The following is a 25,109-nucleotide window of genomic DNA, read 5'->3' on the forward strand; positions in this document are numbered from 1 at the left end:
TAAAAGACCCTCTAATGTTTACAGGGGGTTTTTTTGTTAATACTGTTAACATTGTTGCAGTATATGAGACCGCAGAATGGTGATGGAGGAATCACATGCTTGGGAAACTGAAAAAATGGAGAAATCCTAACCGCGAGCAATCGGAATTCTCAAAAGAAGAAATTCTGAAACGGGAAATTCCGGAACATATTGCAATTATTATGGATGGAAATGGCCGCTGGGCTAAAAAAAGAGCTCTTCCCAGAATTGCAGGACATCATGAAGGCATGAAAGTTGTCAGAAAAATAACGAAGCTTTCTAATGAACTTGGAGTAAAAGCCTTAACCTTATATGCTTTTTCTACAGAGAACTGGAAGAGACCAAAAACGGAAGTAGATTTCTTGATGAAGCTGCCTGAAGAATTTTTGGGAACATTCCTTCCTGAACTTGTAGAAGAAAATGTGCAAGTGAGAATTATAGGAGAAGAATCAAAAATTCCTGAACATACACTTCGCGCTGTGCAAAAGGCAAAGGAAGATACGAAAAATAATAATGGTCTTATCCTGAATTTCGCCCTGAATTATGGCAGCCGGGCTGAAATGATTCTTGCGGTTCAGGGAATAGTGCAGGATGTTGAGAAGGGAAGCATCAGCCCTGAAGACATTAATGAAGCATTATTTTCACAATACTTAATGACAAAAGACATGAGAGATCCGGATTTGCTGATTCGAACAAGCGGAGAAATCAGGCTGAGCAATTTCATGCTATGGCAGCTTGCATATTCTGAATTTGTCTTTACAGACGTGCTTTGGCCGGACTTCAGCGAAGATCATTTACTTGCAGCCATTGATGAATACCAGCATAGAGGGCGAAGATTTGGCGGCTTATAAGATGAAGGTGACAGAGTGAAACAAAGAATTATAACTGCCGTAATCGCTTTGGCCGTTTTTTTGCCGGCCGTTATTTATGGACGCGCTCCTTTTACTATTTTTATATACTTATTAGCTTCCATCGCCCTTTATGAACTGCTGAAGATGAAGCGAATTACGATATATAGTGTACCGGGGCTGCTCAGTTTATTATTGCTTTGGGTTCTATTAATCCCCAGTAACTACATAAACTTATTAGATGAATACAGCATAACTAAAATAGAAATTGCATTGCTTGGTGTACTGTTTTTCCTATGTTATACCGTGGTGACTAAGAACAGATTTTCCTTTGACGATGTAGGGTTCACCATTATAGCAACCATGTACATCGGGATCGGATTTTTTTATTTTATTGAAATGCGAAACATTGGCCTTTATTCAATCTTTTATGCACTGCTGATTATTTGGGCTACGGATTCAGGCGCTTATTTTATCGGGAAATCAGCAGGTAAAAGAAAGCTGTGGCCGGAAATAAGTCCAAACAAAACGATAGAGGGATCTATTGGAGGAATCTTCTGCGCGGTCATCATCGCCTGGATCTTTCAATATTTTACTGCCTTTGCAGATTCGTATTTTAGCATCACGCTTATTACTGTTTTGCTGTCCATTTTTGGACAAATTGGGGATCTGGCCGAATCAGCGTTAAAGCGTCATTATCAAGTGAAAGATTCAGGGCATATTTTGCCTGGACACGGGGGGATCTTGGATCGCTTTGACAGTCTGATCTTTGTATTGCCGATCATGCATTTCTTGTTTTTGTTTTTTAACTGAATAGATTATCTGTGACAAACGAATGGGAGTGACATGGTGAAGAAGATTAGCTTATTGGGTGCAACAGGTTCAATTGGTCAGCAAACGCTGGATGTAATTAAATGTCATCCCGATCAATTTCAGCTTGTTGCCATGTCTTTTGGAAGTAATTTGGAGCTTGGAAGAAAAGCGATTTCTAATTTTTCTCCTAGTCTTGTAGCTGTTAATGATTTTAACGCATATTCACAGCTGAAAGAAGAATTTCAGAACATAACATTTACATACGGTGCCGAAGGTCTTATTGAAGCAGCTGTTATCTCCGAAGCTGAAATTGTGGTTAATGCAGTTGTTGGAAGTGTCGGTCTATTGCCGACTTTAAAAGCCATTGAATGCAAAAAAACGATTGCGCTTGCAAATAAAGAAACCCTGGTTACCGCCGGACATCTTGTAACAGAACATGCAAGAATATATGGTGTGGATCTTCTTCCGGTTGACAGCGAACATTCCGCTATTTTTCAATGTCTGCAGGGTGAAAATCCTAAATCACTGGAAAGACTGATTGTGACAGCATCCGGCGGAAGCTTCCGCGACAGAAAACGGGAAGAGTTAGCAGATGTAACAGTCGACGAGGCACTCAATCATCCGAATTGGTCGATGGGTGCTAAAATCACAATTGATTCTGCTACTATGATGAACAAAGGTCTTGAAGTGATTGAGGCACACTGGCTCTTTGACTTGCCGTACGAAAAGATAGAGGTACTGCTTCATAAAGAAAGCATTATTCACTCTATGGCAGAGTTTCATGACCGAAGTGTGATCGCGCAGCTTGGATCTCCTGATATGAGAGTACCCATTCAATATGCTTTATCCTATCCAGAACGATTGCCGCTTTCATCAACCAAGCAATTAAATTTGTGGGAAGTAGGCAAGCTTCATTTCGAGAAAGCGGACTTTGAAAGATACCGCTGCTTACAATTTGCGTATGATTCAGGTAAAATAGGCGGTACAATGCCAACTGTGCTGAATGCCGCAAACGAAGAAGCAGTCGGAGCATTTTTAAAAGGACAAATTGCCTTCCTCCAAATTGAAGATCTCATAGATAAAGCTTTAACAAAACATAGTGTGATATCAAGCCCGGATTTGCATATCATTCAAGAAGTGGACAAAGAGACAAGACAATTTGTTCAAACATTATATTCATAAAGGTGGTCATGAAACGTGAATACCGTTTTAGCGTTTGTTATTATTTTTGGAGCACTCGTATTCTTTCACGAGCTGGGACATTTAGTTTTAGCAAAACGGGCAGGTATTTTATGCCGTGAATTTGCAATTGGGTTTGGACCGAAGATCTTTTCTTTCATGAAAGATGAAACTGTCTATACCATCAGACTCCTTCCCCTTGGCGGATTTGTCCGCATGGCTGGTGAAGATCCAGAAATGATAGAAGTGAAGCCTGGATATAATGTAGGTTTGCTGTTTAATAAAGAAAATAAAGTTGAAAAAATCATCCTTAATAATAAGGAAAAATATCCGCGTGCAAGAGTCATTGAAGTAGAACAGGCTGATCTGGAACACAAAATGTTCATTTCAGGTTATGAACAGGGCGAAGAGGAGGAAATGCTGAAAAACTTTGAAGTGAGCGAAAAATCTTTCTTCATTGTTGATGGTTCTGAAGTTCAAATTGCCCCTTATAATCGTCAGTTTGGCTCGAAAACGCTTGGACAGCGGACAGCGGCGATTATTGCTGGACCGCTGATGAATTTTATTTTAGCCTTTGTACTATTATTCTCCCTTGGATTTATTCAAGGGGCTCCAATTGATGAACCGATTTTAGGTAAGCTGACGCCGGACGGTTCAGCTGTAGAATCTGGACTTAAAGAAGGCGACGAAATTACATCCATTGAGGGAAAAGTAATGTCTTCATGGAAACAGGTCGTTTCTGTCATTCAGGCAAATCCAGAACAAGAACTGACTTTTGCCATTAACCGCGGCGGTCAAAACCTTGAAGTGGAAGTAGTCCCTGAAGCGAGTAAAGTAGGGGAAGAAACGATTGGCAGAATCGGAGCTTATAACCCTGTTGAAAAATCATTCGTTGGCTCTTTGAAATATGGAGTAACGGAAACATTCAATTGGACGAAGGAAATTGTGCTTGGACTTGGAAAATTGGTAACTGGTCAGTTTTCGATTGATATGCTTTCAGGTCCGGTAGGAATTTATGACATGACAGACCAGGTCGCAAAAACAGGCATCATCAATTTAATGAGCTGGGCTGCCATTCTGAGCATCAACTTAGGTATTGTCAATCTGCTTCCGATTCCTGCACTGGACGGAGGAAGACTATTATTTTTCCTTGTAGAAGCGCTGAGAGGGAAACCGATTGACCGCCAAAAAGAAGGCGTCGTCCATTTTATCGGTTTTGCCTTATTGATGCTGTTGATGCTGGTAGTCACATGGAATGATATTCAAAGATTCTTTTTATAAGGCTTAGCTATGACCTGAGAGGGCGTTGTCATTCTTATTCAGACCGTCCTCTCTTTTTCTTAAACCAGACTTTTAAAATGTATAAATAGATAGAGGTGCTTGAAGATGAAACAGAGTATGACATTTATTCCTACTTTAAGAGAAGTGCCTGCAGACGCTGATATTAAAAGCCATCAGCTTTTATTGCGTGCAGGCTTCATGCGGCAAAATGCAAGCGGGATTTACAGTTACTTGCCGCTTGCTTCCATTGTCCTGAAAAAAATTGAGCAAATTGTGCGTGAAGAAATGAATCGTGCCGGGTCATCCGAACTGTTAATGCCTGCACTTCAGCAGGCAGAGCTTTGGCAGGAGTCTGGCAGATGGTATACGTACGGCCCTGAACTAATGCGAATGAAAGACCGTCACAGCCGTGAATTTGCTCTTGGCGCAACACATGAAGAAGTTATTACTTCTCTTGTTAGAGACGAGGTAAAATCGTATAAAAGACTCCCTTTGAATCTATTTCAAATTCAATCTAAATTCAGAGATGAAAAACGTCCTCGTTTCGGTCTGCTTCGCGGCCGTGAATTTATTATGAAAGACGCCTATTCTTTTCACGCATCTTTTGAAAGTCTTGATGATGTCTACGAAAAAATGTTCCAGGCATACAGCAATATCTTCTCACGCTGTGGGTTAAATTACCGAGCAGTCATCGCAGATTCCGGTGCAATGGGCGGGAAAGATACGCATGAATTCATGGTGCTTTCAGATGTAGGAGAAGATACGATTGCATACTCTGATACTTCCCAGTATGCTGCAAACATTGAAATGGCTCCTGTCATTAATCAATATGAAAAAAGCGGCGAAGAAGCCCAGAGTCTTGAAAAGGTGGAAACACCCGATCAAAAAACAATTGAGGAAGTTTCTGCGTTCTTAAATACAGCTAAAGATCAAATAATTAAGTCTCTTCTTTTCAAAGTGGATGAGAAATTCGTCTTAGTTTTAGTGCGCGGTGATCATGAGGTTAATGACATCAAAATTAAAAACTTATATGGAGCTTCTGTTGTAGAGCTTGCATCGGCTGAAGAGACAAAGCAGGCAGTCGGAGTACTGCCGGGCTATGTAGGTCCTGTTGCAGTTAGCTCAGAAGTGGAGATTATTGCAGACATGGCCGTTCAGGCAATCGTAAACGGTGTGTGCGGAGCGAACGAAGAGAACTATCATTACACAGGCGTGAATATTGAACGTGATGCAAACGTATCTCAATTTGCTGATTTGAGATTTATTGAAGAAGGAGACTTATCTCCTGATGGACAAGGCATCATTCAATTTGCAAAAGGCATTGAAGTAGGTCATGTATTTAAACTTGGCACACGCTACAGTGAAGCTATGAATGCTACGTTCCTGGATGAAAATGGCAGATCGCAGCCGATGATCATGGGCTGCTACGGAATTGGTGTCTCGAGAACACTTGCTGCCATAGTCGAGCAATACAACGATGAAAAGGGTATTGTATGGCCTGCAGCGGTTGCTCCGTTCCAGGTTCACCTAATTAGTGCCAATGCTAAAAATGAGGTTCAGGCTGAATTAAGTGATAAATTATATGCAGATCTTAAAGAAGCTGGATTTGAAGTCCTATACGATGACCGCATTGAACGTGCAGGCGTTAAATTTGCAGATTCAGATCTCATCGGCATTCCAGTAAGAGTCGTGGTAGGAAAACAGGCGGCTGACGGAATTGTTGAAGTGAAGGTCCGCAAATCAGGTGAAGGAATGGATGTTGCATTGTCTGATTTAACTGGCACCATTTCCAATTTATTATCCAATTAAAAAACATGAAGCTCTGTTTTATTCATGTTATGATTAGTAAGTGAATAAAACATTTAAAGGTACCTCGCAAAGAGCGAGGTACCTTCAATTATGAGGATCGATTATTGTAAGAGGGGACGGTTAGAATGGACGAACTTTCGAAAGCTCAAAAAGAGCGATTTCAGCTGCTGCTTCAGCAAATCGATTTAACAGACGATGCTGTTTTTAATCATTTTAAAAACGGTGCGATCACAAAACTGACGGTCCATAAGCTGTCAAAGAAATGGGAATTTCAATTTTCATTTGACCGGATCCTACCTTTTGAAGTGTACCGGATTTTTTATGCGAAATTAACAAAAGCGTTTTCGCATATAGCTGATGTATCATTTAAAATTACCGTTAATGATCAAACATTTGATGAGAATTTAATTGCAGACTATTGGTCGGTTTGTGTCCAGGAAATGCAGGGGATTTCTCCTCCAATGCTCTCCTTGTTAAATGAGCAAATTCCTGAAGTACAAGGATTAAAGCTGATTGTAAAAACGAGAAATGAAACCGAAGCAATGGCCATCAAGAAAAAATACACATCGGTTCTTCAGGACAGCTTTGCACAATATGGCTTTCCGCTCATTCAGCTGGATACGACCGTAAATATATCAAAAGAAGAAATTCAAAAGTTCCAAGAGCAGAAGAAGCTTGAAGATCAAGAAAAAATGATGCTTGCCATTACAGAAATGGATAAGAAAGATCAAGAACAGGAGGCTCCTCAGGGTCCTCTGATGATCGGCTATGCCATTAAGAATGACGAAGAAATCAAACAGATCAACACGATTGAAGATGAGGAACGCCGCATCACCATTCAAGGCTATGTATTCGATGCCGAAACAAGAGAGCTTCGCAGCGGAAGAACATTAAGCACATTTAAAGTAACGGACTATACAAACTCCATTTTAGTAAAAATGTTTGCTCGTGATAAAGAAGACGCAGTTCTTCTGCAAACACTGAAAAAAGGGATGTGGGTTAAAGTTCGCGGCAGCATTCAAAATGATACATTTGTAAGAGATTTAGTCATGATTGCAAATGATATTAATGAAATTAAGCCTGAAATTCGTCAGGATACATCTGATGAAAAAAGAATAGAGCTTCACTTGCACACTCCAATGAGCCAAATGGATGCTGTATCATCTGTCAGTTCTTTAGTCGGACAGGCAAGTAAATGGGGGCATCCTGCTGTAGCAATCACTGATCACGCTGTTGCACAGTCGTTCCCTGAAGCGTATTCTGCAGGCAAGAAAAATGGCATCAAAGTCCTGTACGGTGTTGAAATTAACCTGGTTGATGACGGAGTGCCGATTGCTTATAACGAGCAGGATCGCTTTTTGCCTGAAGCAACCTATGTCGTATTTGACGTAGAGACAACCGGCTTATCAGCTGTATACGATACGATTATCGAGCTTGCAGCCGTTAAAATCAGAAACGGCGAAATCATCGACCGTTTTGAGTCGTTTGCAAATCCTCATCACCGTCTATCAGCGACAACAATAGAGTTAACCGGCATTACAGATGATATGGTGGCAACCGCTCCAAATGTAGACGAAGTGCTCAGCAGGTTCAAAGAGTGGGCAGGAGACGACATTTTGGTTGCACATAATGCAAGTTTCGATATGGGCTTCTTAAACGTTGGCTACAAACAGCTGCTTGGTACTGGGAAAGCAGCCAACCCTGTCATCGATACTCTTGAACTCGGCAGATTTTTATACCCTGAGCTGAAAAGCCACAGATTAAATACACTTGCCAAAAAGTTTGATATTGAGCTGACTCAGCATCACCGTGCTATTTTTGACGCAGAAGCGACAGGGTATCTCCTGCTCAGAATGCTGAAGGATGCTGCTGAAAAAGGAATTGAGAACCATAACCAGCTTAACGATAATATGGGGCAGGGCAATGCTTATCAGAGAGCTCGTCCTTATCACGCGATTCTGCTTGCCCAAAATGAAATTGGCTTAAAGAACTTGTTTAAACTTGTTTCGCTTTCTCATATTGATTATTTCTACCGTGTTGCACGAGTGCCGAGATCTCAGCTCACAAAGCACCGCGAAGGGATCCTTGTCGGCTCAGCCTGCGACCGCGGGGAAGTGTTTGAAGGCATGATGCAAAAGTCTCCAGAGGAAGTTGAAGATATAGCAGCTTTCTATGACTACATTGAGGTGCAGCCTCCTGAAGTATACCGCCACTTAATTCAGATGGAGTATATCAAGGACGAAATGGCTCTTAAAGAAATCATCACGAACCTGGTGAATCTTGGCGAAAAGCTTGAAAAGCCTGTCGTTGCAACCGGAAACGTACACTATCTTCAGCCGGAAGATAAAATTTACCGCAAGATTCTAGTAAACTCTCAGGGCGGTGCGAATCCGCTGAACCGCCACGAGCTTCCAAACGTTCATTTCAGACCAACGAATGAAATGCTCGATTGCTTCAGTTTTCTCGGGAAAGAGAAAGCACGTGAAATTGTCATTGACAATACGCATCGTGTAGCAGATTTAATTGAAGAAATTAAACCTATTAAAGATGACCTTTATACACCAAAAATTGAGGGTGCAGACGATGAAATCCGTGAAATGAGCTACAGCATGGCCAGAAGCATTTATGGCGGCCAGCTTCCGGATATCGTCGAAGCAAGACTTGAAAAAGAACTGAAAAGTATCATCGGACATGGTTTTGCTGTTATCTACCTGATTTCGCACAAGCTTGTTAAAAAATCTCTTGACGATGGATATCTTGTTGGATCAAGGGGCTCTGTCGGATCATCCCTTGTTGCAACCATGACGGAGATAACAGAGGTTAACCCGCTGCCTCCGCATTATGTTTGTCCTGACTGCAAGCATTCAGAATTCTTTAATGATGGATCAGTAGGTTCAGGGTTTGACCTGCCGAATAAGGACTGTCCGGAATGCGGAGCTAAATTCCATAAAGATGGACATGATATTCCGTTTGAAACGTTCCTTGGTTTTAAAGGAGATAAAGTACCTGATATCGATTTGAACTTCTCGGGAGAATATCAGCCGAGAGCGCATAATTACACGAAGGACCTTTTTGGGGAAGATAACGTGTTCCGCGCCGGAACCATCGGTACAGTCGCTGAGAAAACAGCATACGGATATGTGAAAGGCTATGCGGGCGACAACAACTTAATGCTCAGAAATGCAGAAGTAGACCGTCTTGTTCAAGGCTGTACAGGCGTAAAAAGAAATACCGGTCAGCATCCGGGCGGAATCATCGTTGTGCCTGATTATATGGATATATATGATTTTTCACCGATTCAGTTTCCAGCTGATGCCACAGGTTCTGAATGGAAAACAACTCACTTTGACTTTCATTCCATTCATGATAATTTGCTGAAGCTTGATATTCTGGGACACGACGATCCGACAGTAATCAGGATGCTTCAGGATCTTAGCGGAATTGATCCGAAAACGATTCCGACTGATGATAAAGAGGTAATGAAAATATTCAGCGGGACAGAATCCCTTGGCGTAACAGAAGAACAGATTATGTGTAAAACCGGTACACTCGGAATTCCGGAATTCGGAACACGCTTTGTCCGCCAAATGCTTGAAGACACAAAGCCGACTACATTTTCTGAGCTCGTGCAAATATCCGGACTATCCCACGGAACGGACGTATGGCTTGGGAATGCCCAGGAATTAATTCACGATAATACTTGTACGCTGAGCGAAGTAATCGGGTGCCGTGATGATATTATGGTTTATTTAATCTATCAGGGGCTTGAACCTTCATTTGCCTTTAAAATTATGGAGTCTGTGCGTAAAGGGAAGGGACTTACACCGGAAATGGTGGAAGAAATGAAAAAGAATGAGGTGCCTGACTGGTACATCAGCTCATGCCTCAAAATAAAGTACATGTTTCCGAAAGCCCATGCCGCAGCCTATGTTTTAATGGCTGTCCGCATTGCTTATTTTAAAGTGCATCATGCCCTGCTTTATTATTCTGCCTATTTCACAGTCCGTGCCGATGATTTTGACATCGAAACGATGGTAAAAGGGTCGGAGCCAATTAAAGCGAAAATAGTTGAGATTAATCAAAAAGGACTTGAGGCATCTCCTAAAGAAAAAAGTTTACTGACAGTTCTTGAACTTGCCCTTGAAATGTGCGAGCGCGGCTATTCGTTCCAAAAAGTAGATCTGTACAGATCCAGCGCAACGGATTTCCTGATTGACGGGAACTCTTTAATCCCGCCTTTTAATTCCATTCCAGGGCTCGGAACAAATGCTGCTATAAATATCGTGAAGGCAAGACAGAACGGAGAATTCCTCTCCAAAGAGGACCTTCAGCAGCGCGGCAAGGTGTCTAAGACAATTATTGAGTATCTTGACAAGCAAGGCTGTCTCGAGTCGCTTCCTGATCAAAATCAGCTGTCTCTGTTTTAATTTTTTTGACAGACCTGTGAATTGGGAAATATTCACTGAATCTTTTCAGGAGAAAAATCTTGCAATATCTCCTGAAATGCCTTACGCAGTTTGATTTTAATTTGCAATAAATGGCCGGTTATGTTATATTTTTTATGGAAATGCTAACGATAGTTAGAGGCAGAGAGTGGGGCAACCCACTCTTTCGTATTGAGTAGAGATTTTATTGTCTCTTCATTCGGATCGCGTGTTGTGTACATACATTCCCTGCTCAATATGAAGCAGGGTTTTTCAGCAACTAATAGTGTCATATTTGCTTCTATTTCACAAGGAGGAACGGGATGAGCAAAAAAGTTACTGAAATCGTAGCAGAATTAGCTATGCCGATTTTAGATGAATTAACATTGGAATTAGTGGATGTCGAGTTCGTAAAAGAAGGAAAAGAATGGTTTTTGCGCGTATTCATAGATTCAAGTGATGGAATCGACATTGAGCATTGCGCGATTGTCAGCGAAAAACTAAGTGAAAAATTAGATGAAACAGATCCAATTGAACAAAATTATTTTCTTGAAGTTTCATCGCCTGGGGCTGAGCGTCCGCTTAAGAAGGACTCTGACTTCACAAAATCAATCGGCAAAAATGTTTATATTAAAACATATGAGCCTTTTGAAGGCTCAAAAGTATTTGAAGGAGAGCTTACTGCTTTTGACGGTGAGCATGTTATTGTGACGATCTTAATTAAAACACGCAAAAAACAAATTCAAATACCTTACGAAAAAATCGCCAGTGCCCGGCTCGCTGTCACATTCAATTAAATAAACTGTCAGATGGATAAGGGGGAAACCGTTAAAATGAGTAATGAACTTTTAGATGCCTTAACGATTCTTGAAAAAGAAAAAGGCATCAGTAAAGAAGTGATCATAGAAGCCATTGAAGCTGCTTTGATCTCAGCTTATAAGCGAAATTTTAATCAGGCTCAAAATGTGCGCGTTGATTTAAACCGCGACACAGGAACAATGAGAGTCTTTGCAAGAAAAGATGTAGTTGATGAAGTATATGATCCAAGACTTGAAGTTTCTGTTGAAGAAGCTCAAAGCGTAAATCCAAGCTATCAAGTAAATGATGTTCTTGAAATGGAAGTTACGCCTAAAGACTTCGGCCGCATTGCAGCTCAGACAGCCAAGCAGGTTGTAACGCAGCGTGTGCGCGAGGCAGAACGCGGCGTGATCTACTCTGAATTTGTAGATCGCGAAGAAGATATCATGACTGGCATTGTCCAAAGAATTGATTCTAAATTTATTTATGTGAGCCTTGGCAAAATCGAGGCGCTGCTTCCTGTAAGTGAACAGATGCCAAATGAGAAATACAAGCCTCATGACCGCATTAAAGTATTTATTACAAAGGTTGAAAAAACAACAAAAGGACCTCAAATTTTCGTTTCACGCACTCATCCTGGCTTATTAAAACGATTATTTGAAATTGAGGTTCCTGAAATTTATGACGGAACGGTAGAAATTAAATCTGTGGCACGCGAAGCTGGCGACCGTTCGAAAATTTCTGTGCACTCAGACAATCCTGAGGTTGATCCAGTCGGGTCATGTGTAGGTCCTAAAGGCCAGCGTGTTCAGGCAATTGTAAATGAATTAAAAGGCGAAAAGATTGACATTGTTAAATGGTCAAACGATCCTGTTCTGTTTGTTGCTAATGCTTTAAGTCCATCTAAAGTTCTTGATGTTAATGTGAACGAAGATGATAAAGCGACAACAGTGGTAGTTCCTGATTATCAATTATCGCTTGCTATCGGCAAAAGAGGCCAAAATGCACGTTTGGCTGCAAAATTGACAAACTGGAAGATTGATATTAAGAGCGAGACAGACGCATTGCAAATGGGCATTTATCCTCGTGCAGGAGCGAATGTTCCGCTTGACGAAAGCGATGAAGATGAGCCGCTTTTTTCTTTCAATCAAGATGAATTAGACAAGTAAGAGGTGAGGCAATGTGAACAATCAAAGAAAAGTCCCGCTGCGCAAATGCGTGGCAACTGGGGAAATGAAGCCGAAAAAAGAACTTGTTCGTATTGTGCGTTCAAAAGAAGGTGAAGTTTCCGTTGATCCTTCAGGCAAGAAGAACGGACGCGGAGCTTACCTCTCACTTGATAAAGACTGTATTTTACAAGCTAAAAAGAAGAATGTACTGGCTAATCACCTGCAAGTAAAAATTGAAGATGCCATCTACGAAGAATTGCTTCAGCTAGCTGAGAAGGAGAAACATTAATGGTATGGTAAAGCATCAATGGATGTCCTTATTGGGCTTAGCAAATCGGGCAAGAAAGATTGTTTCAGGAGAAGAACTTGTCATTAAAGAAGTTAGACAATCACGTGCAAAACTTGTTCTGCTCTCAAAAGATGCATCAGAAAATACTGCTAAAAAGGTTCATGATAAATGCAGTTTTTACAACATTCCGGTTGTCTCGGTCCCGGATCGGTACCTGTTAGGTCAGGCGATTGGAAAGGATGCTCGAGTAGTTGTGGCATTAGTTGATGCAGGCTTTGCTGCAAAAATGAAAACCTTGCTCGATTAAATTTCTTGGGGGTGACCATATGACGAAAATGAGAGTTTACGAATATGCAAAAAAACAAAACATATCAAGCAAGGATGTTATTACAGCCTTGCAGAGTATGAATGTTGAAGTCAGCAACCACATGTCAACAATTGACGATCATATAATTGTCAAACTGGACGGAAAATACAAGGCAGATAAGAAAGAAACAACTAAATCCATTTCTGTCAAACAAAGGGAAGATCACAAAACGCCTATGCAAAAACAAGAGAATACTAACAACACAAAACCGGCTAATCCAACTAAACCAGCAGCAAAAGGCGGCAGCAAGCCTTTTAGCCAGCAGGGAAAATCAAATAATAACAACAATAACCGCAACAATAATAACAAGAAAAATTTCGGCAACAAGAAAAACAACAGCAATAATAATCAGCGCAGACCTCAGGGAGCAGCACCTGTTCAGCCTAAAAAGGAAATGCCAAGCAAAATTACTTTTACAGGCAGCCTTACAGTAGGAGAATTGGCAGGAAAGCTTCATAAAGAGCCTTCTGAGATCATTAAAAAATTATTTATGCTTGGCGTCATGGCAACAATTAATCAGGATCTTGATAAAGATTCAATCGAATTGATTGCAGGCGAGTATGGTGTGGAAGTTGAAGAAGTTATCGTATTTGACGTAACTGAATTTGAAGGCTATGCAACAGAGGATCAAGAAGATCAGCTTCAAATCCGTCCTCCGGTTGTTACAATTATGGGTCACGTTGACCATGGTAAAACAACTTTACTGGACTCAATCCGAAATACAAAAGTAACAGCAGGCGAGGCTGGCGGAATCACTCAGCATATCGGTGCCTATCAGGTTGTTGTAAACAACAAAAAAATTACATTCCTTGATACTCCCGGACATGCTGCGTTTACAACAATGCGTGCCCGCGGTGCTCAAGTAACAGATATTACAATCCTTGTCGTAGCAGCTGATGACGGCGTTATGCCTCAAACAGTGGAAGCAATCAGCCATGCTAAAGCGGCTGAGGTTCCAATCATTGTAGCTGTAAACAAAATGGATAAAGAATCGGCAAACCCTGACCGCGTAATGCAGGAACTGACTGAATACGGTCTAGTATCTGAAGCATGGGGCGGGGACACAATCTTTGTTCCGCTTTCAGCTTTATCAGGCGACGGAATCGATGAATTGCTTGAAATGATCCTTCTTGTTAGTGAAGTAGAAGAATGGAAAGCAAATCCAAACCGTGCTGCAACAGGAACGGTTATTGAAGCTCAGCTTGATAAAGGCCGCGGTTCAGTTGCAACACTTCTTGTTCAAAATGGTACACTTCGTGTAGGTGACTCAATCGTAGTGGGTAATACATTCGGACGTGTCCGTGCAATGGTCAATGACCTTGGACGCCGTGTGAAAGAAGTAGGACCTTCAACTCCTGTTGAGATTACAGGTCTTAACGATGTACCGCAGGCAGGAGATCAGTTCATGGTCTTCACTGATGAGAAAAAAGCCCGCCAGGTTGGAGAAGCGCGTGCGAGCAAGCAGCTTGATGAACAGCGTAAAGAAGGCGCGAAATTAAGCCTTGATGATCTGTTTGAACAAATTAAACAAGGCGATATCAAAGACATCAACCTGATCGTCAAAGCAGATGTTCAAGGATCTGCTGAAGCTTTGGCTGCTTCTCTTCAAAAAATTGATGTAGAAGGCGTTAAAGTGAAAATCATCCTTACAGGCGTTGGAGCAATCACGGAATCTGACATTATTTTAGCTTCTGCTTCAAACGCGATTGTCATCGGATTTAACGTGCGTCCTGATGGGAATGCTAAGAGAACGGCTGATGCAGAAAAAGTAGACATTCGTCTCCACCGCATCATCTACAAAGTAATTGAAGAAATTGAAGCAGCAATGAAGGGAATGCTTGACCCTGAATTTGAAGAAAAAGTCATTGGTCAAGTTGAAGTCCGTCAAACAATTAAAGTATCTAAAATCGGTACAATTGCCGGTTCGTATGTAACAGACGGGAAGATCACCCGCGACAGCAGCATCCGTGTTATTCGCGACGGAGTCGTTGTCTTCGAAGGTGAAGTGGACGTTCTGAAACGTTTTAAAGATGATGTAAAAGAAGTTGCTCAAAACTATGAGTGCGGGATTACGATTAAAAACTTCAATGATATCAAAGAAGGAGATATCATCGAAGCATACGTCATGGAAGAAATTGAGCGCAAGTGATTGGATATGCAGAATGTGAGTGCATGATTTATGATGCACAATCATTGAAGGACAAACGGGCTGTTTTACAGCGCATTTTGATGAGACTGAAGCAGAGGCACAATGTCTCTGTTTCAGAAATTGATTTTCAGGACACATGGCAGAGAACCAAGATTGGCATCGTCGCCATCACATCAAATAAAGTTCAAACAGAAAAAGAATTAAACAAAGCTCTGGCTATGATTGATTCTTTTCCGGAGATTGAACGCACTGTAACCTCGTTTGATTGGCTTTAACAGTGAGGTGATAGCATGAGTTTACGAGCGAACAGAGTCGGCGAACAAATGAAAAAAGAATTAGGCGAGATTATCAGCCGGAAAATTAAAGATCCCCGGATTGGATTTGTTACTGTTACAGATGTAAGAGTGTCAGGAGATCTGCAAATTGCAAAAGTCTACATTTCAGTTCTTGGAGATGAAGAAAAGAGAGAAAACACTTTAAAAGGCCTTGCAAAAGCAAAAGGCTTTATCCGTTCTGAAATCGGCCAGCGCATAAGGCTGAGAAAAACACCTGAAATCCTTTTTGAATTTGATGAATCCGTTGATTATGGAAACCGGATCGAAACATTGATCCATGAAATTAATCAAGAAAACAAGCAGGAAGATTAACGGGAGAGGATAGACATCAGTCTATCCTTTTCGTTTATGTAATCTTACTGGATGAAGAAGGGCGGAAAGCGTGCAATGGAAGGTGTTTTATTAATAAATAAGCCTGCCGGAATGACATCACATGACTGTGTTGCTAAAATGAGACGAATTGCCAGGACAAAAAAAGTCGGTCATACCGGAACGCTCGACCCAGATGTCACAGGAGTTCTTCCTGTCTGCCTTGGACGAGCAACTAAGATTGTTGAATATTTAACGGCAGCATCAAAAACATATGAAGCAGAAGTTACCCTTGGCTTCTCAACAACGACAGAGGACTCCTCCGGTGAAGTTGTTGAAAAGAAGAAAGTGGAATCGGTTATTACTAAGGAAGATGTTCTAGAAGCGCTGAAGTCTCTTACAGGTGAGATCGATCAGGTGCCTCCGATGTATTCAGCGGTGAAAATAGGCGGGAAAAAACTGTACGAATATGCAAGAGCAGGGCAGACAATTGAGCGGCCATCCAGAAAAATCACGATTCACGAAATGACCCTTTTATCTGACATAGTAAGCAATGAAGATACCGTTTCTTTCCGTTTTAAAGTTCAATGTTCCAAGGGTACATATGTAAGAACACTTGCTGTGATGATCGGCGAAAAATTAGGCTTTCCTGCCCATATGTCGCATTTAATCAGAACAGCTTCAGGACCGTTTTTAATTGATCAATGCCACACCTTTGAAGACATCGAGGAAATGGCAGAAGAGGGCAGACTGCAGGATGAACTCATCCCGATCAGTACAGCTTTAAATCATTTGCCCAAATTGTCCATAAATGATACATTAGCAAAGAAAGTGAAAAATGGTGCTGTGCTTGAGGTTCCGCCTGGTTTTGAACAGTATGCGGCTGAAGATTCTATTGCCGTATATGATGAACAGGGAACTTGCCTTGCGATATATAAGCAGCACCCTGAAAAACCCCACTTCCTTAAACCTTCCAAAGTCCTTGTCATCTGACCTGGCGGGAAGAAAGCTGATACAGAAAAGGTGAAACACGAGTGAAAACGATCAAACTAACGCATCCGCACTCTTTAAACGACATAGAAATGCCCCAGCTGGCAATGGCGCTTGGCTATTTTGACGGCGTTCATCGTGGGCATCAGGAAGTTATATTGACAGCCAAAAAAACAGCAGAAGAAAAAGGATTAAAAAGTGCAGTTATGACGTTTGATCCTCATCCTTCGGTCGTTTTAAGAAAAAATATTCAGCACGTCGAAGCGATTACAACCCTCCAGGACAAAATTGATTTAGTTGCGAAGCTTGAAATTGATTATCTTTTTATCGTTCAATTTTCCGAAGAATTTGCAGCATTGCTTCCCCAGGAATTTGTAGACCAATATATTATCCGCCTGAATGTAAAGCATGTGATTGCAGGCTTTGATTATTCCTATGGAAGACTTGGCAAAGGAACGATGGAAACCTTGCCGTTTCATTCAAGAAGCGCTTTTGAACAAACGACAATCAGCAAGCAGACAGATCATGACCGGAAAATCAGTTCAACTTTGATCAGGGAGGTACTGAGAAACGGGGATGTGGAGTATGCATCACGCCTTCTGAACAGGCCTCACAAGGTAAACGGAACTGTGATACACGGAGATAAGCGCGGAAGAACAATCGGGTTTCCAACGGCTAATATAGAGCTTGACGGGGCATATATCATCCCCCCTACAGGGGTATATGCCGTCAGATTTCAAATTGGCGATGAGATTTACAATGGAGTATGCAACATTGGCTACAAACCTACCTTTTACGATGAAAAAAAACTAAAACCAAGCATAGAAGTCCATATTTTTGAGTTTAATAAATCTATATATGGAAAGAATGTTTCTATATTCTGGTATAAACGGATTAGAAGCGAGCAAAAATTCGGTTCCATTGACGAACTGATCCAGCAGATCGGAAAAGACAAAGCTTCCGCTGAGCAATTTTTTCAAGATCTGCAAGATTAACACTTGCCTTATTCCACGAAAAATAGTATTCTAATACTTGTAACTTTTATAACCATTGCTTGGCAAAACGATTCACCAACGTTTGCTCGGTAATTGGGGTTTTTAAATGAAGGAGGTGAATAGGATGGCAATCACTCAAGAACGTAAGAATGAAATTATCACTGAGTATAGAACGCATGATACGGACACTGGTTCTCCAGAAGTTCAAATCGCTATCCTAACTGAGGATATTAACAATCTTAATGGACATTTACGTGTTCACAAGAAAGACCACCATTCACGTCGCGGTCTTTTGAAAATGGTAGGTAAACGCCGTAATCTTTTGACGTACCTGCGCAATAATGACGTAACTCGTTATCGCGATCTAATCAACAAGCTTGGTTTACGCCGATAATCTTTGAAAAGCGGGAGAATTCCCGCTTTTTTAGTGTATTAAAATAAGAAAGCAGGAGCGTTTTGACCTGATCATTTCAGATCGGGGATCCAGGCGCTGGAGCTTGCATGAATGCGGAAATTTAAATATTCTATACGAATAAACAATAAGATTTTCACGCGATCTATTTACATACCGGAATAACATTGATATGTTGAATTTAAATGGTTCATAATAATACATAATTGTATGTTGTGACTTATATGACGAGAGGAGTTCATTCTTATATGGGACAAGAAAAACAAGTGTTCTCCATTGATTGGGCTGGAAGAGAATTGACCGTAGAAGTTGGCCAGCTGGCAAAACAGGCTAACGGCGCGGCACTGATCCGCTATGGAGAAACAGCTGTATTAAGTACAGCAACAGCATCAAAAGAACCTAAAACGGTTGACTTTTTCCCGTTGACTGTCAATTACGAAGAGCGCCTGTATGCCGTTGGTAAAATTCCAGGAGGATTTATTAAACGCGAAGGACGCCCAAGTGAAAAAGCAATCCTTGCAAGCCGTCTGATTGACCGTCCATTGCGTCCATTGTTTGCAGATGGATTCCGCAATGAAGTACAGGTTGTCAGTATCGTGATGAGTGTCGATCAGGACTGTTCATCTGAAATGGCTGCAATGTTTGGTTCATCCCTTGCATTAACTGTATCTGACATTCCGTTTGAAGGGCCGATTGCAGGCGTTGTTGTCGGACGTGTGGATAATGAGTTTGTCATCAATCCGACAGTTGACCAAATGGATAAAAGCGATATCAACTTAATTGTTGCTGGCACAAAAGATGCCATTAACATGGTAGAAGCAGGAGCAAATGAAGTTCCTGAGGAAATCATGCTTGAAGCGATTATGTTTGGTCATAATGAAATCAAGCGTCTGATTGCATTCCAGGAAGAAATTGCAGCTCAGGTAGCGAAAGCAAAATCAGAAGTGAAACTGTATGTTCTTGATGCTGATCTTGAGACAAGCATTCGTGAAATGGCTGAAAAAGACTTGCTTTCAGCGATTCAAGTGCAGGAAAAACATGCACGCGAAGAAGCCATTAATGAAGTGAAGAAAACAGTCGTTGCTCATTTTGAAGAGCAGGAAGCAGAAGCTGACACTCTTAAACAAGTGAAAGAAATCCTCTCGAAATTAGTTAAACAAGAAGTCCGCCGTCTGATCACTGAAGATAAAGTCCGCCCGGATGGACGTAAAATTGATGAAATCCGCCCTCTTTCTTCTGAAGTCGGCTTATTATCCCGCACACATGGTTCAGGTCTGTTCACACGCGGACAAACTCAGGCGCTAAGCATTTGTACGCTTGGAGCACTTGGAGATGTGCAGATTCTTGACGGTCTTGGCATTGAAGAAACAAAACGTTTTATGCATCATTACAATTTCCCGCTGTTCAGCGTAGGGGAAACTGGATTTATGCGCGGACCTGGACGCCGTGAAATCGGCCATGGCGCGCTCGGCGAAAGAGCTCTTGAGCCTGTCATTCCTTCTGAAAAGGATTTCCCGTATACAGTTCGTCTTGTATCAGAAGTTCTTGAATCAAACGGTTCAACCTCACAAGCAAGTATTTGTGCAAGCACACTTGCCATGATGGATGCCGGTGTTCCTCTTAAAGCTCCTGTAGCAGGGATTGCAATGGGACTTGTGAAATCAGGAGAGCATTACTCAGTGCTGACTGATATTCAGGGAATGGAAGATCACCTTGGAGACATGGACTTTAAAGTAGCAGGAACGGCTAAAGGCGTAACTGCCCTTCAAATGGACATTAAAATCGAGGGATTATCCCGTGAAATTTTAGAAGAAGCTCTTCTTCAGGCTAAAAAAGGACGCATGGAAATCCTTGAATCAATGCTTGCAACGATTAAAGAGCCTCGCACTGAGCTTTCTCAATATGCTCCTAAAATCTTAATGATGGCGATTAATCCTGATAAAATCCGCGATGTTATTGGGCCAAGCGGTAAACAAATCAATAAAATCATCGAAGAAACTGGCGTTAAAATTGACATTGAACAAGACGGAACGGTCTTTATTTCGTCAACGAATGAGGAAATGAATCAAAAAGCGAAGCAAATTATTGAAGACATTGTCCGCGAAGTTGTTGTCGGACAAATGTATTTAGGAAAAGTGAAGCGCGTTGAAAAGTTCGGTGCTTTCGTTGAAATATTCAATGGCAAAGACGGTTTAGTACACATTTCTGAACTCGCAGAAGAGCGCGTTGGAAAAGTTGAGGATGTTGTTAAAATCGGTGATGAGTTGCTTGTGAAGGTAACTGAAATTGATAAACAAGGTCGCGTCAATCTTTCTAGAAAAGCAGTTCTTCGTGACGAGAAAGAAAAAGAAAAGCAAAATTCTTAAAGTGTAGAAGCCAGAGAAGCTAGTCTGGCTTCTTTTTGCATTTTTCACGGTACCTTGGCATCTCTTGCAACATGTTCTACCTTGTCCCTTTCGTACATATTTTCTAGTAAAAAGGGGGAAGACAAACATGAAGAGGTTCCATTTATTAAGCATTGCGCTCATCATAATCGTAACTGGTGCTGTTATACAGAATCCATATACATCAGCCTATGTTTCTACAATGAAAGTTGAAGATGTTTCAGCTGTAAAACAGCCTGATGAGCTCTATCAGGCGATAGCTGCAAAGGCAAAGGACTATGAAAAGCCGGCACAGGATGCTCAAATACATACAGTCTGGAAAGCTACTCCCGGCTACAATGGCATATCTGTTGATATTGATGAGTCGTATAAAAAAATGAAGAAAAAAGGGAAGTTCGATGAAAAGCAGCTTGTCTTTAGACAGGTTAAGCCAAAAGTTCACTTAGGTGACCTGCCGCCTGCTCCCATTTACAGAGGGCACCCTGATAAATCAATGGTTTCTTTTCTCATTAATGTTGCCTGGGGAAATGAATATCTTCCAGGTATGCTTGAAGTGCTTGATAAGCATGGAGTAAAAGCTACCTTTTTCCTTGAAGGAAGATGGGCAAAAGAAAATCCGGGACTTGTCAAAAAAATAAAAGAAGCAGGTCATGAAATCGGGAATCATTCCTATTCCCATCCTGATATGGCAAGAATCACAACAGACCAAATCCGTAAACAGATTGGTTCAACAAATGAAGTCATCAAAGAAATAACAGGCGCCGCCCCAGTCTGGTTCGCACCTCCAAGCGGAAGCTTCAGGCAGGACGTGATTACAGCAGCAGATGAATTTAAGATGGAGACGGTCCTTTGGTCAGTTGATACGATTGACTGGCAAAAGCCCGAACCCAGCGTTTTAGTTGAACGCGTCCTAAAAAAGGTTCATAATGGTGCTATGATTCTTATGCATCCTACTGATTCCACGTCTAGAAGTTTAGAAACATTGATTCAGTCAATAAAACAGAAGGGCTATTCTTTCGGTTCTGTCTCAATGCTCATGGATGAAGAACGGCTGCCTGCATCTAAATAACATATTCTCATCAATTACAGATCCTTGGAGCTTACAGATAGATAGGAGGAACAAGTTTGATTAAAAAGTATACATGCCAAAATGGTGTAAGAATCGTGCTCGAAAATATCCCCCACGTAAGATCAGTTGCAATCGGGGTATGGATTGGCACTGGCTCACGAAACGAAAATGAAAAAAACAATGGGATTTCCCACTTTTTAGAACATATGTTTTTTAAAGGCACAAAAACAAGATCAGCACGGGAAATTGCTGAATCATTTGACAGCATCGGCGGTCAAGTAAACGCTTTTACTTCAAAAGAATACACATGTTATTATGCAAAAGTGCTTGATGAACATTCTGACTATGCACTCGAAGTGCTTGCAGATATGTTCTTCAACTCAACGTTTGATGACATTGAGCTGAAAAAAGAGAAAAATGTTGTGTACGAAGAAATTAAAATGTATGAAGATACTCCGGACGATATCGTACATGATTTACTCAGCAAAGCTACATACGGCGATCATCCGCTGGGGTATCCTATTTTAGGAACAGAAGAAACGCTTGCTAAATTCGAGAGCGACACATTGAGAGAGTATATGGATCAATATTACACTCCAGAGAACGTCGTGATTTCTGTAGCCGGCAATATTTCAGAGAGCTTTATTGCGGAAGTCGAAAAACAATTCGGTTCATTTGAGACGTCTCAAAAGGGAACTGAAATTGGTGCACCTGAATTCATGACTCATAAGCTTGCCCGGAAAAAAGATACAGAGCAGGCTCATCTTTGCATAGGCTTTGACGGACTTCAAGTCGGCCACGAGAAAATTTATGATCTGATTGTATTAAATAACGTACTTGGCGGCAGCATGAGCTCAAGATTGTTCCAGGATGTCCGTGAGCAAAAAGGGTTAGCCTATTCCGTTTTTTCCTATCACTCTTCTTATCAGGACAATGGCATGCTGACGATTTACGGCGGCACAGGACGTGCACAGCTTGATGTTCTGTTTGAAACGATCCAGGAAACACTTGCTACATTAAAAAAAGAAGGCATTACTTCAAAAGAGCTTACAAACAGCATAGAGCAAATGAAGGGCAATTTGATGCTCAGCTTAGAAAGCACCAACAGCCGCATGAGCCGAAACGGTAAGAATGAACTTCTTCTTGGCCGTCACCGCAGCCTCGATGAAATGATTGAAAAGATTAATGAAGTTACTGCAGATAATGTAAATGCACTTGCAAAACAATTATTTACAGATGACTATTCTATTGCTCTGATCAGCCCGGACGGAAAGCTTCCTTCTGCTTTAAAACAATAATCAGTTAAGACCTGCAGGGATTTTCCTGCAGGTCTTTTTTATGTCCAAATGGATATATATGATAAAAAGGATGGTGATTCCATGCGGCTGAGCGAGCTGAGCGGAAAAGAAATCGTGGATGTGAAAAGAGCTGAGAGATTGGGAATTTTAGGGCAGACGGACCTTGAGATTAATGAACAGACCGGTCAAATAACAGCCCTTGTCATTCCGTCTGTCAAATGGTTTGGGTTCAGAAAGCAGGGAGGTGAAATAAGAGTCCCCTGGCTTCACATTAAAAAGATCGGCACAGATATGATTATCTTAGACATTGAAGATGATCAAATAAAACTTTTAGAGTGAAAGCGATTGGACGCCAATCGCTTTTTTTTATGGGATCAGCTTCTAAGAGCGAGCTGCAAAATGATTCATTATTTCTGTGCAGAGGCTGATCTGCAGCTGATTTTAAAATGTTGAAAGTTAACTGCCTGACTCATAATTATATGCAGGAAAGTCTATCACCCCGCCCGCAGATATTACATAAGATGTTTAAGTAAGTTCACTCAGGATTTAATCATTATGAATATATACATCGCGAAAAAGTAGGTGAAAGGGTCGTATGTTAACAGGACTTAACATAGCAGTCATTGGAGGAGATGCTCGGCAGCTGGAGGTCATACGGAAATTGACTGAACTTGATGCAAAGCTTTTTTTAGTAGGCTTTGACCAGCTGGATCATGGATTTACCGGAGCCGCGAAATTAAAGCTTGCCGAAGTGAAATTTGAAGGAATAGATGTCATTATTCTTCCTGTTCCCGGAACGAATATAGAAGGGCACGTCGATACAATCTTCTCTAATGAGGAAGTAGTGTTAACGGAGGAGATTATTGCAAGAACACCTCCTCACTGCATCATTTATTCTGGAATCAGCAATCCATACTTAGATGGAATAATTGATGGAACAAACCGAGAACTTGTTCAGCTTTTTGAAAGAGATGATGTAGCGATTTACAATTCAATTCCGACCGTAGAAGGAACAATTATGATGGCTATTCAGCACACCGATTTTACGATCCACGGTTCAAGAATTGCTGTACTCGGACTTGGAAGGGTAGGAATGAGCGTAGCGCGCACATTCTCAGCACTTGGGGCAAAAGTGAAGGTGGGAGCAAGAAAGTCTTCGCATATAGCAAGAATTATTGAAATGGGACTTGAGTCTTTTCAGCTAGAGGATCTTGAAAACGAAGTTTCTCAAATAGACATTTGCATTAATACGATTCCTTATCACATCGTGACGGCAAAAGTCATCTCGAAAATGCCTGCTCACACATTGATAATTGACCTTGCATCAAAGCCGGGGGGAACGGATTTTAAATATGCTGAAAAAAGGGGCATAAAAGCATTGCTCGCACCGGGTCTTCCGGGGATAGTCGCACCGAAAACGGCCGGTCAGATTGTGGCGAACGTATTGGCGGCGCTGCTTACAGAGGAATTCTCCAAAAGGAAGGGGTCATCATCATGAAGGTTAAAGGCAAGAGAATCGGTTTTGGACTAACGGGGTCTCACTGCACATATGATGCAGTTTATCCGCAGATTAAACGGTTGATTGACGAAGGAGCAGATGTCATGCCTGTCGTCACAAATACAGTAAAATTCACTAATACAAGATTTGGCGAAGGTGAGGAGTGGATAAAGAAGATTGAAGAACTGACGGGCCATAAAGTCATTGATTCAATTGTAGGAGCAGAACCCCTTGGGCCGAAAATTCCGCTTGACTGCATGGTTGTTGCACCTATGACCGGCAATTCAATGAGCAAGCTTGCAAATGCAATGACAGAATCACCGGTGCTGATGGCTGCGAAGGCTACTTTAAGAAACCACAAACCGGTAGTACTTGGCATCTCGACGAATGACGGGCTTGGTTTAAACGGTGCAAATCTGATGAAGCTGATGGCGGCAAAGAATATTTACTTTATTCCATTTGGCCAGGATGCTCCTTTTAAAAAGCCGAATTCTTTAGTGGCTAAAATGGACTTATTATTGGAAACAGTCGAAGCAGCATTAGAGCATTCACAATTTCAGCCGGTGATTATTGAAAAATTTCGTGATGACGAATAGCCTGCTTCTTGATAGAATAGAAGGCAAGAAAAATCATGGTTGTATAATGAATACACCTAGTCTATGATAAACTAATACA

22 protein-coding genes are annotated in these 25,109 nt (G+C 41.4%); all 22 read left to right on the forward strand.

The features are described from left to right. Positions 1-95: 95 nt before the first annotated feature. The 22 genes from uppS (at position 96) to dpaB (ending at position 25,030) form a co-directional block, all read left to right on the forward strand. Positions 96-869, forward strand: coding sequence for an undecaprenyl pyrophosphate synthase (gene uppS / locus GJU41_RS06920; RefSeq protein ID WP_070877278.1), 774 nt, complete (start codon positions 96-98; stop codon positions 867-869). A gap of 15 nt (positions 870-884) precedes the next feature. Beyond that, a complete protein-coding gene (locus GJU41_RS06925) occupies positions 885-1,679 on the forward strand; it encodes a phosphatidate cytidylyltransferase (RefSeq protein ID WP_070877279.1) in 795 nt (264 codons plus the stop codon). A gap of 36 nt (positions 1,680-1,715) precedes the next feature. Beyond that, positions 1,716-2,861: a 1-deoxy-D-xylulose-5-phosphate reductoisomerase gene (dxr, locus tag GJU41_RS06930; protein WP_070877280.1), complete on the forward strand. Its 1,146-nt coding sequence runs from the start codon at positions 1,716-1,718 to the stop codon at positions 2,859-2,861. A 15-nt stretch (positions 2,862-2,876) separates the two neighbouring features. After that, positions 2,877-4,139 carry an RIP metalloprotease RseP gene (gene rseP / locus GJU41_RS06935; protein WP_070877281.1) on the forward strand — a complete coding sequence of 421 codons (1,263 nt, stop codon included), beginning with the start codon at positions 2,877-2,879 and terminating at the stop codon, positions 4,137-4,139. A 105-nt stretch (positions 4,140-4,244) separates the two neighbouring features. Then, positions 4,245-5,948: a proline--tRNA ligase gene (locus GJU41_RS06940; RefSeq protein ID WP_070877282.1), complete on the forward strand. Its 1,704-nt coding sequence runs from the start codon at positions 4,245-4,247 to the stop codon at positions 5,946-5,948. Between the two features lie 125 nt (positions 5,949-6,073). Then, positions 6,074-10,375 (forward strand): PolC-type DNA polymerase III, encoded by a 4,302-nt coding sequence (locus GJU41_RS06945; RefSeq protein ID WP_154318204.1) that lies wholly within the window; start codon positions 6,074-6,076, stop codon positions 10,373-10,375. A 320-nt stretch (positions 10,376-10,695) separates the two neighbouring features. After that, positions 10,696-11,169, forward strand: a complete 474-nt coding sequence (rimP, locus tag GJU41_RS06950) for a ribosome maturation factor RimP (RefSeq protein WP_070877284.1) — start codon at positions 10,696-10,698, stop codon at positions 11,167-11,169. A 36-nt stretch (positions 11,170-11,205) separates the two neighbouring features. Beyond that, the gene (nusA, locus tag GJU41_RS06955) at positions 11,206-12,339 is read left to right on the forward strand and encodes a transcription termination factor NusA (protein WP_154318205.1); all 1,134 of its coding nucleotides are present in this window, start codon (positions 11,206-11,208) and stop codon (positions 12,337-12,339) included. A gap of 13 nt (positions 12,340-12,352) precedes the next feature. Continuing rightward, positions 12,353-12,628 (forward strand): RNase P modulator RnpM, encoded by a 276-nt coding sequence (gene rnpM / locus GJU41_RS06960; protein ID WP_170292734.1) that lies wholly within the window; start codon positions 12,353-12,355, stop codon positions 12,626-12,628. 4 nt (positions 12,629-12,632) lie between these two features. Then, entirely contained in the window at positions 12,633-12,935 is a 303-nt protein-coding gene (locus GJU41_RS06965) for a YlxQ family RNA-binding protein (protein WP_070877287.1), read from the forward strand. 19 nt (positions 12,936-12,954) lie between these two features. After that, entirely contained in the window at positions 12,955-15,144 is a 2,190-nt protein-coding gene (gene infB, locus GJU41_RS06970) for a translation initiation factor IF-2 (protein WP_154318206.1), read from the forward strand. Beyond that, positions 15,141-15,419 (forward strand): DUF503 domain-containing protein, encoded by a 279-nt coding sequence (locus tag GJU41_RS06975; protein WP_070877289.1) that lies wholly within the window; start codon positions 15,141-15,143, stop codon positions 15,417-15,419. The genes infB and GJU41_RS06975 overlap by 4 nt, the downstream gene beginning before the upstream one ends. A gap of 15 nt (positions 15,420-15,434) precedes the next feature. Then, a complete protein-coding gene (gene rbfA, locus GJU41_RS06980) occupies positions 15,435-15,791 on the forward strand; it encodes a 30S ribosome-binding factor RbfA (protein ID WP_070877290.1) in 357 nt (118 codons plus the stop codon). Positions 15,792-15,866: 75 nt separating this feature from the next. After that, complete coding sequence (truB, locus tag GJU41_RS06985) at positions 15,867-16,781, forward strand: tRNA pseudouridine(55) synthase TruB (protein WP_070877291.1); 915 nt, start codon at positions 15,867-15,869, stop codon at positions 16,779-16,781. Between the two features lie 41 nt (positions 16,782-16,822). Further along, the gene (ribF, locus tag GJU41_RS06990) at positions 16,823-17,773 is read left to right on the forward strand and encodes a bifunctional riboflavin kinase/FAD synthetase (RefSeq protein WP_070877292.1); all 951 of its coding nucleotides are present in this window, start codon (positions 16,823-16,825) and stop codon (positions 17,771-17,773) included. A gap of 124 nt (positions 17,774-17,897) precedes the next feature. Further along, positions 17,898-18,167 (forward strand): 30S ribosomal protein S15, encoded by a 270-nt coding sequence (gene rpsO / locus GJU41_RS06995; RefSeq protein ID WP_070877293.1) that lies wholly within the window; start codon positions 17,898-17,900, stop codon positions 18,165-18,167. 266 nt (positions 18,168-18,433) lie between these two features. Then, positions 18,434-20,551, forward strand: coding sequence for a polyribonucleotide nucleotidyltransferase (pnp, locus tag GJU41_RS07000; RefSeq protein WP_070877294.1), 2,118 nt, complete (start codon positions 18,434-18,436; stop codon positions 20,549-20,551). 127 nt (positions 20,552-20,678) lie between these two features. Then, complete coding sequence (locus tag GJU41_RS07005) at positions 20,679-21,638, forward strand: polysaccharide deacetylase family protein (protein ID WP_070877295.1); 960 nt, start codon at positions 20,679-20,681, stop codon at positions 21,636-21,638. 56 nt (positions 21,639-21,694) lie between these two features. Then, entirely contained in the window at positions 21,695-22,936 is a 1,242-nt protein-coding gene (locus tag GJU41_RS07010) for a M16 family metallopeptidase (protein WP_070877296.1), read from the forward strand. A gap of 81 nt (positions 22,937-23,017) precedes the next feature. Continuing rightward, a complete protein-coding gene (locus GJU41_RS07015; RefSeq protein ID WP_070877297.1) occupies positions 23,018-23,275 on the forward strand; it encodes a YlmC/YmxH family sporulation protein in 258 nt (85 codons plus the stop codon). Between the two features lie 256 nt (positions 23,276-23,531). Then, positions 23,532-24,434 (forward strand): dipicolinic acid synthetase subunit A, encoded by a 903-nt coding sequence (gene dpaA / locus GJU41_RS07020; RefSeq protein WP_154318208.1) that lies wholly within the window; start codon positions 23,532-23,534, stop codon positions 24,432-24,434. After that, a complete protein-coding gene (dpaB, locus tag GJU41_RS07025) occupies positions 24,431-25,030 on the forward strand; it encodes a dipicolinate synthase subunit B (protein WP_070877299.1) in 600 nt (199 codons plus the stop codon). Before dpaA ends, dpaB begins: the two co-directional genes overlap by 4 nt. The last annotated feature ends 79 nt before the right edge of the window (positions 25,031-25,109 follow it).

Source organism: Metabacillus idriensis (genome assembly GCF_009674765.1).
Taxonomy (GTDB): Bacteria; Bacillota; Bacilli; order Bacillales; family Bacillaceae; genus Bacillus_P; species Bacillus_P idriensis.